This window comes from Bacillus sp. RO1, assembly GCF_012524115.1.
In the GTDB taxonomy this organism is placed as follows: Bacteria; Bacillota; Bacilli; order Bacillales; family Bacillaceae_I; genus Sutcliffiella_A.
This window is the reverse complement of the sequence record NZ_JAAZWB010000072.1, coordinates 1-13,347: the sequence shown is the minus strand read 5'-3', so window position 1 is coordinate 13,347 and position 13,347 is coordinate 1. Positions and strand designations below refer to the sequence as shown.

General features: G+C 38.6%; 15 protein-coding genes. 6 read left to right on the top strand and 9 right to left on the bottom strand.

What is annotated here, in order from left to right; translation table 11 throughout:
- Positions 1-11: 11 nt before the first annotated feature.
- Both HC179_RS10710 and HC179_RS10705 read right to left on the bottom strand, forming a co-directional pair.
- On the bottom strand, positions 12-638 hold the full coding sequence (locus HC179_RS10710) for a nitroreductase family protein (protein ID WP_168864296.1): 627 nt from the start codon (positions 636-638) through the stop codon (positions 12-14).
- Positions 639-839: 201 nt separating this feature from the next.
- Positions 840-1,916, bottom strand: coding sequence for a YqcI/YcgG family protein (locus HC179_RS10705; RefSeq protein WP_205825292.1), 1,077 nt, complete (start codon positions 1,914-1,916; stop codon positions 840-842).
- A 128-nt stretch (positions 1,917-2,044) separates the two neighbouring features.
- On the opposite strand from HC179_RS10705, the gene HC179_RS10700 reads away from it, so the two are divergent.
- A complete protein-coding gene (locus HC179_RS10700) occupies positions 2,045-2,674 on the top strand; it encodes a LysE family transporter (protein ID WP_168864295.1) in 630 nt (209 codons plus the stop codon).
- A gap of 57 nt (positions 2,675-2,731) precedes the next feature.
- The gene (locus tag HC179_RS10695) at positions 2,732-4,066 is read left to right on the top strand and encodes an alanine/glycine:cation symporter family protein (protein WP_168864330.1); all 1,335 of its coding nucleotides are present in this window, start codon (positions 2,732-2,734) and stop codon (positions 4,064-4,066) included.
- A 291-nt stretch (positions 4,067-4,357) separates the two neighbouring features.
- Here HC179_RS10695 and HC179_RS10690 read toward each other — a convergent pair whose 3' ends face one another.
- The 3 genes from HC179_RS10690 to HC179_RS10680 form a co-directional block, all read right to left on the bottom strand.
- Positions 4,358-4,678 carry a hypothetical protein gene (locus tag HC179_RS10690; protein ID WP_168864294.1) on the bottom strand — a complete coding sequence of 107 codons (321 nt, stop codon included), beginning with the start codon at positions 4,676-4,678 and terminating at the stop codon, positions 4,358-4,360.
- A gap of 118 nt (positions 4,679-4,796) precedes the next feature.
- Positions 4,797-5,252 carry a GNAT family N-acetyltransferase gene (locus tag HC179_RS10685; protein ID WP_168864293.1) on the bottom strand — a complete coding sequence of 152 codons (456 nt, stop codon included), beginning with the start codon at positions 5,250-5,252 and terminating at the stop codon, positions 4,797-4,799.
- 33 nt (positions 5,253-5,285) lie between these two features.
- Positions 5,286-5,465: a hypothetical protein gene (locus HC179_RS10680; protein WP_168864292.1), complete on the bottom strand. Its 180-nt coding sequence runs from the start codon at positions 5,463-5,465 to the stop codon at positions 5,286-5,288.
- 180 nt (positions 5,466-5,645) lie between these two features.
- Between HC179_RS10680 and HC179_RS10675 the strand changes: the two genes are divergently transcribed.
- A complete protein-coding gene (locus tag HC179_RS10675; protein ID WP_168864291.1) occupies positions 5,646-6,272 on the top strand; it encodes an alpha/beta hydrolase in 627 nt (208 codons plus the stop codon).
- A gap of 110 nt (positions 6,273-6,382) precedes the next feature.
- Here HC179_RS10675 and HC179_RS10670 read toward each other — a convergent pair whose 3' ends face one another.
- Genes HC179_RS10670 through HC179_RS10660 form a run of 3 tightly spaced genes read right to left on the bottom strand, consistent with a single transcriptional unit; the run spans position 6,383 to position 7,801 of the window.
- Complete coding sequence (locus tag HC179_RS10670; protein WP_168864290.1) at positions 6,383-7,072, bottom strand: hypothetical protein; 690 nt, start codon at positions 7,070-7,072, stop codon at positions 6,383-6,385.
- A gap of 33 nt (positions 7,073-7,105) precedes the next feature.
- Positions 7,106-7,498, bottom strand: coding sequence for a DUF2085 domain-containing protein (locus HC179_RS10665; protein ID WP_168864289.1), 393 nt, complete (start codon positions 7,496-7,498; stop codon positions 7,106-7,108).
- A gap of 12 nt (positions 7,499-7,510) precedes the next feature.
- Positions 7,511-7,801: a hypothetical protein gene (locus HC179_RS10660; RefSeq protein WP_168864288.1), complete on the bottom strand. Its 291-nt coding sequence runs from the start codon at positions 7,799-7,801 to the stop codon at positions 7,511-7,513.
- Between the two features lie 218 nt (positions 7,802-8,019).
- Between HC179_RS10660 and HC179_RS10655 the strand changes: the two genes are divergently transcribed.
- Positions 8,020-9,501: an esterase/lipase family protein gene (locus HC179_RS10655; RefSeq protein WP_168864287.1), complete on the top strand. Its 1,482-nt coding sequence runs from the start codon at positions 8,020-8,022 to the stop codon at positions 9,499-9,501.
- A gap of 41 nt (positions 9,502-9,542) precedes the next feature.
- Here the strand turns inward: HC179_RS10655 and HC179_RS10650 are convergent, their stop codons facing one another.
- The gene (locus tag HC179_RS10650) at positions 9,543-10,007 is read right to left on the bottom strand and encodes a DUF4306 domain-containing protein (protein ID WP_168864286.1); all 465 of its coding nucleotides are present in this window, start codon (positions 10,005-10,007) and stop codon (positions 9,543-9,545) included.
- Positions 10,008-10,131: 124 nt separating this feature from the next.
- Between HC179_RS10650 and HC179_RS10645 the strand changes: the two genes are divergently transcribed.
- Entirely contained in the window at positions 10,132-10,851 is a 720-nt protein-coding gene (locus HC179_RS10645) for a DUF459 domain-containing protein (RefSeq protein WP_168864285.1), read from the top strand.
- 229 nt (positions 10,852-11,080) lie between these two features.
- Entirely contained in the window at positions 11,081-13,012 is a 1,932-nt protein-coding gene (locus tag HC179_RS10640) for a S8 family serine peptidase (protein WP_168864284.1), read from the top strand.
- The last annotated feature ends 335 nt before the right edge of the window (positions 13,013-13,347 follow it).

The window sequence follows — 13,347 nt, the reverse complement described above, 5'->3', positions numbered from 1 at the left end:
ATATATACTACTTAAAAAGTTTCATATGTTACAACTTCATCAAGTGGGAATCGCAATGTACCGTGTGCTTCTGCAGCCGCTTTTCCAACAGATATTAACATGACAGGGACGTAGCGCTCTGGGATTTTAAATTCTTTTCTGAATGCTACTTTATCGAATCCGCCCATTGGTACGGTATCATATCCTTTTTCTTTGGCAGCTAGCATCAATTGCATTGAAGCAAGAGCACCGTTCATAACCGCTTCATCACGCGCAAACTGATCATTTGTATATGCTCCATGAATTTGATTTGTTAAGATTTCTTTTACTTCTGGAGTCATGAAACCTTTCTTCACCACTTCTCCATATACTTTCTCCGCATTTTGATTAGCTTCCAGATCACCTAAAACTGCAATAGTGACAGAGCTATCCACTACTTGCTGTTGATTATAGGCAATTGGTAATAGTTTTTCTTTCTGACCTTCCGATTGAATGACAAGGAATTTCCAATGCTGTAGGTTCCATGAAGATGGTGCCGTAATGGTTGCCTCTAATATATCTTGAAGATCCTTTTGTGGCATATCATATTGAGTATATTTGCGTACGGAATGACGTTCTTTCATCGTTTGTATGGCTGATTTAGTAGTTGTGTTATTCATGAAGAACTCTCTCCTTCTTTTTGTTGAAATTTATTTACTAATTATTTTTAACACACGAATATCTCAATGTCAAAATATATACTTTCGAGATAAATGGAAGTTTCAGCTACTATTTGAAAGTTATGGAATGACCACTTATATATATTCTTCCCCGTACAACAGAAAAACTCCATTCCAATAATAGAGAATGGAGTTAAAACATTATTTCAAAACCGCAATGACATATAAGCACCCATCAATTCCTGCTAAGGAACCGTGTACCGTGTCTTTTGGTAAGTAAATCCGATCTCCCTTTTGACAAGTAACGAGGTCCCCACCAACCTCTATTGAAACACTACCATCCAGTATATGTAAAATCTCGTTTGTTGGATGGGTATGAGTAGGATGTGCTTTGAAAGGCTCATCTTTCTGAACTTCCACATATCCTGTTCCCTTGATTGGTAACAGTTCCATCGTTACTTTTTCAAGGCTGCCACCTACCCCACGTTCTACACGAAATTCTTTAAAATCTGAGGAAAAAGAATAAGCAATTTTTTCAGTATCTCTTTTCTCTTTCTCCAAAGACGCGTGAAACGGACATTTTGAGGTTTCCATATTATTGTCATCCATTAAGAAGTACTGCCTCCATTCTCTTGTTTCCGTTTTACCGTACCAGTTAAGGGAAGGGTGAGCAGGCACACTATCATACACTTCCAAACGATCCCTGACCGTTTTTTGAAACAGCTTTCCAATTTGGGTTTCTCCACTTATACCGTCAAACACCCATCTTGGCTGGAAAGTGATCATAAACGTTGCAGCTTTCCTACTTGCCCGTTTTTCATGTACAGGAGTGTTACATACAACGAATATAGGTTCATCATGAAAGGAAAATTCCCATAAATGATGATCTGGATCTGCAGGGATATTTTGCGGCCATTCCTTTTCATCCAACTGATGGAGACGCTGAAGAATGCCCCAAAATTGTTTTTCATACTGTTCCAACGTTTTTTCCTCTTCTGGCTTAAAGAAAGCAACAAACGAGGTGTTTTTTCCAAGTCCCCTCGCTTCTTCCAAATATAGTTTCAATGCACCAGCCAAGTTCTCCATTGCATTGGGACAAGTTGGACTTTCAATAAACGTAAAACGGAGTGAACCTTGTTTAAACCCTTCTACTCCGAATACACATGGAAACGGACGAGTCTCCGACAACATATCCTTCGAAAATTCAGAGAAGACGTGCCTTCCCCATGGAGGAATATTCTTTAGTGGATATATTGCCTCCAAATCTAATTGCTGCATCCATTCTCCCCCTTTAGTTAAACAAAGTACTAATTATAAATACGAACAAATCTCTCCATCTATGCATGAAACAGCTTTTCTTTTACATATAAATTTATGGACAAGTCTTGTAGTTAGGAGTAATTCACATGGATATTATTTGGACAGTCCTGCACTTTATGGTACTTGGAATTAGCTTGGCCGCTCCAGTTGGGCCAATAAATTTAGAGATGATTAAAAGAGGAATTTCATCTGGATTTTATGCATCATGGCTTGTAGGGTTAGGTGGTATGACTGCTGATATCATTTTTTTATTGATCATCTTAATTGGCTTGGCTCCCTATCTCCAAATTGAATGGGTAGAGTTATGCATGTATGGGATAGGAGGAGGCTTATTACTATACCTTGGTATTACCACTATCCATGAATCATTTGCCAAAAGGAGAATTCTTGAACTTGGACAACCCACGCAGAGAAATTCGTTCATTGTCGGATTTAGCATTGCTGCTTTTAATCCCATTAACTTTGTATTCTGGTTTGGAATTTTCGGTTCTTCCATCCAATCCCTCTCTGAGAAGAGCTGGCTCTTTGCTTTGGTAGGTTGCCTCTCCTTGTTACTCGGAATATTCCTTTGGAATCTAAATATCGCCTTTACCGTCCATTTTGCTCGAGCGTTCATCAAAGAAAAAATTCTTAAAACCGTTAATCTGGGTGCTGGAATTTTTCTAACTGCCTCCGCCTACCCATTCTTATCAAAATTTCTAAACCTCATATTGTAGAATAGATTCCTCCCTTTTGAAAAAGATAGTGTAGAGGGGGGAATTAACTTGAAGCACATGCTATCAACGTTCACTGAATTTATCTGGGGTTTCCCAATGATTATTTTATTTGTGATTGCTGGGCTCTTTTTAACGGTCAGACTTGGCTTTCTCCCTTTTCGTTACTTTCCTCACATTGTAAAGATGACATTAGGTCAAATAGGAAAAAAAACAGCGGGTTCAGCGGGAGGAATTAGTCCGTTTGCCGCTTTTACTTCTGCATTGAGCGCCACAGCTGGTGCAACCAATATTGTCGGCGTTCCGGTTGCCATCGCTTTTGGAGGTCCAGGAGCTTTGTTTTGGATGTGGATTGTAGCATTCATTGGTATGTCCACCATTTTTGCAGAGCTTGTATTAGGAATTACATACCGTGAAAAAAATAAAGACGGAAAATGGGTTGGCGGTCCTTTTTACTATCTTTCCAAAGGATTGCGTTGGGACAAACTTGGCTGGTTTTATGCGTTTGGATTGATGCTTGAGGTGGTACCAAGTGTCATGGTTCAGTCCAATAGTGTGAGTGTACAATTGGAAAATGAATATAATTTTTCATTACTAATAGTTGGGGTTATTCTGGCTATTGTCACCGCTTTTATCGTTTTTGGCGGCATTGATCGAATCGGAAAAATCAGTTCAAGATTACTGCCAATATTTGTTCTTACATATGTCGGGTTGACGCTCACCATTATATGCATGAATATCGGCAAGCTTCCAGGAGTTTTTTCATTAATTGTTCAGGATGCATTTACTCCGACCTCAGCTGTTGGTGTGTTTGCAGGAGCAACTGTCGTTCAAACCATGCGATGGGGTCTAGCGCGTGGACTTTACACCAGCGAGGCCGGTATGGGGACATCTGCAATCGCCTACGCTTCTGCTGATACGGACCAGCCAGTAAGACAATCATTCTGGGGGATGATTGCGGTAATTATTGATACCTTGGTCATTTGTACGCTCACCGGGCTTACAGTGTTGATAACAGATGTGTGGAAAGAAGTAGGCGTGAAAAAAGCTGCGTCAATGGTGTCTTATGCAATGAAAACCACGTTGCCAGATTGGCTTAGCTCCCTATCCATCTCTGTATTTCTTGTTTTCTTTGTGTTAGCTACCGTTGGGGTGATTATATTTTACGGGGAAAGTCAGGCTGAATTATTATTTGGTCGCAAAATGCGTTATGTTATGAGGTTTGTCTACCTTGCCGCCATAGTGGTCGGGGCAGTTGGTGGATTGAAGTTTGTCTGGGAACTGTTGGACTTGCTGCTGTTCTTCATTGTGGTACCGAATATAATTGGGATTGTGTTTTTGAGCGGAGTGGTTAAGAAGGCAAAGGATGAGTATCTTGAGGAGTTTGTGAAGTAGCTTTAGATTAAAAGGTGCCACCGGGAAGGAATGAGCACCTTTTACTGGTTTAGTCTTTAGTCCTTTTCATATGACTCAAGATTAATCTAATTTGCCCTCGATGATTAAATTCATCTTCAAAGACATGGAACCAACGAAAATAATTGTTTGCTTTATGTTTAGGGCCAAACGGGAACTCTTCATCCAACCAACTATCTTCTTTTTGCTTTAGTTGGGATTTTGTCGTCTCTCGGACTTTTTCAGTTTTTCTAGGTAGAATGATGCAGCATACCTAGAAAACAGACAAAATTCTTAAACCGTTTCTGTTTTACGTACTCTACTCTCAATATATGCGTTTTCCTTAAATAACAACTCACCCACTGGAAGATCACACATTTTAAAAGCCCCTGAGAATCTTCGCTCCAGTCCTTCTTTGAATTCCCCATACAATTCCTCAGAAATGGAAGTTTGCCAAGCAAAACGGTAATGCAAAATCTCGTCATTTTCCAATTTTTCGAGAGGATTCAATGCCATTCCCATCTTAGTTGAACTAGCATTTGATTGAGCAGCTAAATTAAGTAAGAAAACTTCAAGGATTTTAACTTCCCTGTCATTTAAATCATGACCATTCATTTTGACTTTAACATCTACCATTGCAATACTAATAGCGAATTCCACCTAACTACTTAAATTTTGTTGCTATAATAAATTCGCTAATACACTTAACAAAACCTTCCTTTTTTTCTATATTTTATAATTTCCTTCTCATAAAAACACAATTAGGATCCTCTACGTAATCAGCAAACGGCTCACAAAAGTCAAAACCAAAACTTTTATATAGTTTTTGTGCGGGATAAAAGGCATCCATTGAACCTGTTTCAAGATATAAATTCTGATACCCACGTTCATTGGCCTTATCAATAATGGATTGAAGAATCTGTCCTCCGATCCCCTTTCTCAAGTGACTCGAAGACGTACGCATGGATTTAACCTCACCACTCACTGCATCCAATTCCTTCAAAGCTCCACATCCAATAACTTCTTCACCTTCCCACACACTCCAAAAAGTAACATCTTGTTTTCTCAAAGCATCTAAGTCCAAATAATGGTTGCTTTCTGGTGGAGAGAGCAGATTTAAATTTCTCATATGCTCCTCAACAAAAGCAATGACAGCTGGGTGTGTAACATCATCAATTTTAATTTTCATTTAGTTTCTCTCCTCTTTTCTTTGTTTCCAAACTTATTTCATGGAGTTGAATTTTTTCACTTCATTTCTAACTTTTTTTAGTTGTACAACTATATAAATGTTAAAACACATAGAGGCTATAAGAAAAGTGTAAAGCATGATTTCTATCCCCATGGTACCGAAAAGAACAGAAAACAAAACTACTAATATCGCAAGAATAATTCCATTAAACATTATCTCTCCTCCTTTATAATTGTTACCGCATTCCACCTTCTCCTTTTACTAATTCTAATGATTTATTTTAGCATTAAATTCCAAAAAACAGACTATAAAAAAAGGAACTTGATACAATTTTTACCTAATTCAATAATGTACATGATATAATTCTCTCAAACTTATTTCTGGGGTGAAACGATGATAGTAGAAAATCATAAATCAGAAGTCAAAGGATATCCTACTAATTTTATGAAACAAAAAGAAACCTCTACAAAAGTGGCCATCATATTACCAGGAGCAGGTTACACTTCTCAAGGACCATTGTTGCATTATTCTGCAGGACACTACTTCAACAAAGGGTATGATATCCTTCAGGTCAATTATCGGTTTAATGAAGAGGAACTTAACCCTTTTGATGCAGATGGATTTACTGCTAATGTTCTACTTACTTTAGAGGAAACCCTGAAGCATAAAGACTATGATCAATGTGTAATGATAGGAAAATCAATTGGTACTATAGCATTGTCCAGACTGATGGAATATCCAGATTACAAACATGCACATTTAATATGGCTCACTCCATTGCTTCATAAAGATGATGTATACCAAGCTATGTTACAGAATGAAAATAATGCCCTTTGTATTATTGGGGATAATGATTTCTGCTACAGGGAAGAGCGATACGCAAACCTAAAGTCTAATCCAGCATTAAGAACACTTTTGATAGAAAACGGGGATCATAGTCTTGAGAATAAAGATGATGTATTAGGTTCCATCGATATGATTAAAGAGGTAATAAACAGAGTTATTCAATTTTCAAAATAACTGTACCCAGATCTGTTTCTTGTACCTTGCTAGATATTCGAAGATAATGAAATCTATCAAAGAGTATTAGTGAATTCCAAACATGCATAGGCATTGCTAAGCGCAATGCCTTATTTTCGTTCCAATATGCTTTTTATTTTATCTGTATACATCCTATCCAAACTTTCTGTGGTGTATTGGTAATTCTCCATGCTTGATTCTTTAGTTATCCCCATGTCTATTAAACGGGCATCAAGTTTATTCAGAACAAAAGTCGGATGTTCATCTTCATTTTCATAACCGCCAGCTTCGTCATTTAAATCTATTATTTTTCCATCAGTTAGTTCAATCTTGTAATAAAAATCCCCTTTATTGTGTGTGAAGGGAAAGTAATACCTATCACCACGGACACCAGCATCTATTTTGACCACATCATGAAAGTCATACTCCTTCCCTTGTGGATGCAGGAATGAATGGTCAATGATTTTCTGATCTGTTATTACGGTGACCGAAGAAAAGATAATATAAAATCCAATAATATTAATTACAATGAAGCTGATCCACAAAACTCTTCGCTTTCTAGTGACCGGAGTTTTCTCCCTAAATTTCCTATAATAAAAATAAAAGAATACAAGAAATAAATAGAGGACAATAATAATGATAAATCTAGAGGCCGGGTATTTAAATACCCATAACATATAATCATCAGGTACAAAAACCAAGTATTGAAAATAACCTATTAAGCTGAATAGGAAAAAACTTAAAATTAGAACCACTAAACATCCTAGTAAGTAAACTAAAGCTCGCCCTACTGTTTTCATCTTCATTTCCCCATTTCTAAAAAACTTCCTACACTAAATCATCCAAGAATCTATAAGATTAGCAAAACCTTTAATCGCTCGATGAAATTGAGTAGAACCTGCTACAATGATGCATGACATACCAATGCCACTGATTAACCCCGTTATTGATCGAAGGAAATTGTTGCTAACTCTCCAGCCCCGGAGCTGTGAGTAGCCATCCACAACCATGGGAATGTTCAGTAAAATACCGAATAGAACCATCTTAAAAAATGAGACGTCTGTCGCTAGCAATAATAATGGAATCACAGCAAGGTACCCTAGCAATATTGTCATACATCTGTAGCACATAGGGAATTGCCTGCCCCCTATGACAAGTGAACGTTCTTTTCTTTTATGACAGGGAAAAAAACGCAAAGTGATAACTGCATGAATATATTGATTCATCTTTCATTCCCCTTAATTAAATGGATTGCAGTCACAGTCTGTGCAATCCAATCCACTTGATTTTCCTGAAGACCTTGGAAGTGGAATATCACAATAGTAACAATCACACCCTCCGTCGCTTCTCTTTTTCTTATCGCTTCTTTTCATATAGTAATGAATGCTCGCAAACAGTCCGATTATACTTAGTACAAGAAAAATGATACTTGCAACCAGCTCTGCTTTTGAACTCGCAACTACAATGCCATAAATACTACCAATTGTAGTTATGCTTAATAAAGCCCATAAAATAAAAATCATCTGCAACCCTCTTTATGTTATTAGTTGAACTCCACTCCATACAATTCTTTCATTATTCTAAAAATCCTGCTTCTTTCTGTCGAATATGTATCTTTTTTCCTATTAATTTAGTTTATACTCCAAGTCCTTCCGCTCATTTTGTTAAAATCTATTCTGAAAGCGTTCCCTTTTCAGATAGAATAGATGGGGAGATATCTCCTAATTTATTCAAAAGGAGTGTTGAAATGAGAAGGTTGGTGATGTTATTGTTAGTAGCTTTGCTAGTTGTACCAGTATCGGTGAATGCCGGCACCATTGGTGGGAAAGACAATCCTGGTGGTGTGCCAGGTCAGTGGTATGTTGGGGATACACCAAGTAATGTCGATCCGAACAAACCGGTTCTTGTATTTGTTCACGGAATTAACAGCTCATCAAAGACTTGGTGGGAAAACAATAATATGTATCAAACAGCCTTGAATAACGGATATGAAACAGCGTTCATCGATGTTCATCCCGATAAGAACATGTGGGACAATGGTGCCATCATCAATAATCGAATCCGTGATATATCCAATCATTTCAACCAAAAGAAGATAGTGATAGTTGCGCATAGTAAAGGGGGGATCGATTCTCAAAACGCCCTTGTTCACTATGGAGCGCATCCTTATGTTTCTAATCTCATCACGCTATCCACCCCTCATTATGGATCGCAGCTGGCAGACCTTGCTTACAGTGGCTGGGCAAGCTGGCTTGCAAGTATTCTTGGTAGTAAAAATGATGCAACCTACTCGCTTCAAACCGGTTATATGAACAGCTACCGACCTCAAATGGATAATCATGCAAATAGAAACCGTAATAAAATTTATACCTTAGCAGGAACTAGTTGGGGCGGGTTCGGATCTGCTCTTTATTGGGGTGGATTATACTTAAGTTCCTATGGTTCTAATGATGGTGCGGTTACCGTCAATAACTCCCGTTTAACCTATAGCACGCAAGTCAAAGTAAGCAATTGGAACCATACAACAGTCCGTGAAGGTGGTACATTCCAATACTTCCGTCCTTACCTTACAACTACTCAGACAGCCGGCTTTGCACTTGCCGAGGCAGCTGCAACTGTTGAACCAATGGAACAGGAGCCAATCAACATAAGTGCACTTCATCGTGGCGGTCAGTTCCAAAAAGAAGTGAAACAAACTTTTACAGTGGAGGAAAATGTACAAAAAATTGACCTAGATTGGCTGAGCGACAAACAAACTAAAGATATTGAAGTGATTAGTCCGTCCGGAAAGGTATATACGAATTTTGCCCATTCCATCGATCAGGAAATTTTTAAAGGCGGACACCACCATACGTTCCAAATCCCCTCCCCTGAACAAGGACAGTGGACCGTAAAAGCGAAGAAAGATAAAGCTGCCTACTTAATGACCGTTGGCTTCCACACAGACCTTAATGAAGAGGTTGTTTTGGAGGATGCCACATTTGAACTGAAAAATAAAGGGCAAAAAGTAAAAAATATGAATGTAGATGTGAAAATTAATAAAGATGGTAAGGCGAAAGCAGACTTCGGGATGAAGGTTGCCAATAAAGGGAAGGTAGACGTGGACTTTAAAGAGGAAGGTGTCTACACTATTACACTTGATGTCAAAGGTACCACAAAAGACGGAAATCAATTTGAACGAACAATTGTGAAATCGGTTTATGTAGATAAGAACGGTAATAGATATTGATTTAAAAAGTGCTCTTCCTTGTTGGGAGAGCACTTTTTACATTAGTCTATTTGTACTTTTCTAAATTGAAGGAAGACTGCTAGAGCAATAAGTAAAGTTCCGACCAATACTTGTGACATCATAAAAACATTTGCTCCAGAAGTTGGAGACCCGGATATCAATCCTGCTCCAGTTAGTAAAATAACGCCAAGAATACTCATAAATATGTTCAGTTTTATTCCAGGCTGCAGAAATTTCCGACTAATTTCAAAGACCATATAAATAAAACTTAGCATCATGATAACTGGAAAAATCGGTTTGAATTTAATAGAGTAAACGTAGTAATCTAGTTGAGATATATTCCCCCTCTCTACTTCCCCATCATTTAACCAGGATGTAATAACTGCCGTATGTTTCCATTCGAACGAATTATCTACCAACTCGCTCCCTTCATACCAAGAAGCGAAAGTGGCGATGCAGAAAAATATGATGGCCAAGCCGAATGGAATGGTTCTTTTGTAACTCATTTAATCTCCCTCCTTAAAACAATTTTCTATTAAAATAAACGAATCTGATAATGAAAAAGTTTTGAACAGCCTGTTTAATTATTTTTATTACAGGGAACTTCTACAACATTGAGGAGGTTCACCTATGAAGAAAACAATCATCTATGCTGCCGCCTTAATTGTGGTTGCCCTTATTGGGGCGGGTTTTTATAGTGGCTACCAAAAAAATGAAGAAACTAATCAACCTGATCATTCACCAAAAACTATGCTCACTCTAGGTGACTCATTGACGTATGGTGTCGGTGACAAGTCCGGTGAAGGATATGTGGATAATTTAGAGAAGCTCATCCAGGAAGAGAAAGACGCAAACGTTAAAGTAAAAAACTACGGTATTCCTGGTCAAGAGGCAGACGGTGTTGTAAAGCAAGTGAAACTTACTAACATTCAGAAGGATATTCGCAACGCTGATTATATCATTCTCTTTATTGGCACCAATGATCTCATTCAAAGCAATGGCGGCGACTTAAAAGGAATCAATAAGGAAGAAATAAAAGAAGGCGCTATGGAATATGAGAAGAATATACAAGAAATCCTCAAGACAATCCGTCAAGAAAATCAAGACGTTCCGATATTATTTCTCGGGCTATACAATTCCTATCCAGATTCTGCTAAGCACGAAAGTATCATTGATGAGTGGAACACAAATAGTCAAGGGTTGGTGAATGACTATGAACGCATAAAATTCATTTCGACCAATGATCTTTTCAAGGAAAAGTCAAAGAAATATTTCAGTGATTCCTTGCATCCTAATGAAAAGGGTTATGATCTAATTACTAAGAAGATTATTGATGAATATGATTTTTAACAGTGAAAACGCTCAGTTTTGAGCGTTTTTTAATTTGTGTTCATACCACTTAGCACTTATTAGATTATCAACTTATGAAAGTAAATCTACAAATCTTTTCCATTGGGAAAATAAATGCTTATTTCTGCTATTATTTCAGTCTTTTATTCTGAATTTTCCCAATATAAATTCTTCCTTTAATATGCTAAATTATTCTTGTGTTACCAATTGAGAGGAGATGAGCATGAGGATGAAGAAAAAGAAACAATCTAAGAAAGTGTTTTTATCCGTTTTATCAGCAGCAACCATTCTATCAACTGTTGCGCTAAGCAGTCCATCAACTGGAGGAGCAAGCAACTTTGAACTAGATTTCAAAGGAGTTAGCCAGATCACAGAACAGAAAGCAGTTGCTAAAAACGGAAAGATTGGTGAAGCTTCTTTTCTAGCAGATACAGAAAATGTTAAAATCCCAAAAGGTCTACAAAAGAAGCTAGAGGTCGTGCCAAAAGACAATAGCCTCTACATTGTGCAGTTTGATGGTCCTATTTTAGAAGAAACGAGAAAAGAGTTGGAATCTACTGGTGCAACTATTGTAGATTACATACCGGACTATGCTTACATCGTGGAATACAAAGGTGATGTTGCGAAGGCAACAAACGGCATTGCTCACTTAGAATCAGTAGAGCCGTATTTGCCTCTTTATAAGGTAGATCCACTTTTATTTACAAAAGGCGCTTCTGCTTTAGTAAAAGCTGTAGCACTTGACGCAAAGCATAATAACAAAGAGATGAATTTCAAAGGCATAGATGAAGTTGTAGAATATGCCACTAACAATAATGTTCTTTACATCTCTCCTAAGCCGGAATATAAGGTGATGAATGATGTAGCTAGAGGCATCGTCAAAGCGGATGTAGCACAGAGCAGCTACGGATTATATGGACAAGGACAAACAGTCGCGGTTGCCGATACAGGCCTTGATACTGGTCGGAACGACAGCTCCATGCACGAAGCTTTCCGCGGAAAAATTACCGCTTTATATGCATTAGGGAGAACAAATAATTCAGACGATCCAAACGGTCACGGGACGCACGTTGCTGGATCTGTTCTTGGAAACGGAACAAGCAATAAAGGAATGGCACCACAAGCAAATCTAGTATTTCAATCCATCATGGATAGCAGCGGTGGATTGGGCGGGCTTCCATCCAACCTGAGCACTTTATTCAGTCAAGCGTACACTGCCGGGGCTCGAATTCATACGAACTCATGGGGTGCTGCGGTAAACGGTGCTTATACGACAGATTCCAGAAATGTCGATGACTATGTTCGTAAAAATGATATGGCGGTTCTTTTCGCGGCAGGAAATGAGGGACCAAATAGCGGGACTATCAGTGCACCTGGTACTGCGAAAAATGCCATCACAGTTGGAGCAACTGAAAACTTGCGTCCTAGCTTTGGATCTTATGCGGACAATATTAACCATGTTGCACAGTTCTCATCCCGTGGACCGACTCGTGACGGTCGTATTAAGCCGGACGTAATGGCTCCTGGAACATTTATCTTATCAGCACGTTCTTCTCTTGCACCGGATTCTTCCTTCTGGGCAAATCATGACAGCAAATACGCGTACATGGGCGGAACTTCCATGGCAACACCGATTGTTGCTGGAAACGTGGCACAATTACGTGAGCATTTTATCAAAAACAGAGGTATCACACCTAAGCCATCCCTATTAAAGGCTGCTTTGATCGCTGGTGCAACGGATGTGGGTCTTGGCTTCCCTAACGGCAACCAAGGTTGGGGCCGTGTAACATTGGATAAGTCATTAAATACTGCATTCGTAAACGAAACAAGCTCTCTGTCAACTAGCCAGAAGGCAACATATTCTTTCACAGCAACTGCAGGCAAGCCACTTAAGATTTCTCTAGTTTGGTCTGATGCTCCTGCAAGCACATCTGCATCTGTAACGCTTGTGAATGACCTTGACTTGGTAATCACTGCTCCAAACGGAACTCAGTATGTAGGAAACGACTTTACGGCTCCTTACAATAATAATTGGGACGGCCGTAATAACGTCGAAAACGTGTTTATCAATGCTCCACAAAGTGGGACATATACGGTAGAGGTTCAAGCATATAATGTACCTCAAGGACCTCAGGCGTTTTCATTGGCGATTGTAAACTAATTTTGATTTAGGGTAGACCACCGTGATCGGGAGTTTGAGGACTTTCGGTTGCGGTGGTTTTTTCGTTGATTTTAGGGGAAGGTTGGATTGGCTTAATTGCATAGCTGCTCTTTGGATTTAGTTGTTTTGTCCTTATGTACCCTGAAAGTGTCCGCTTTAGCTGAAGTATAAGCTTAAATCATGGTAATTGTCCGAAGTTTTTGTGAAGTTGACCGAAGATGGAGTTCTGTCAATAAAATAGACATTAATCTGTACTGGATTGGCGTATTTTTTCTTCCGCGCTACGTGTTCCACTTCGCTTGCACGCCTCTACTTAAAGGATCAATTAAAAATCA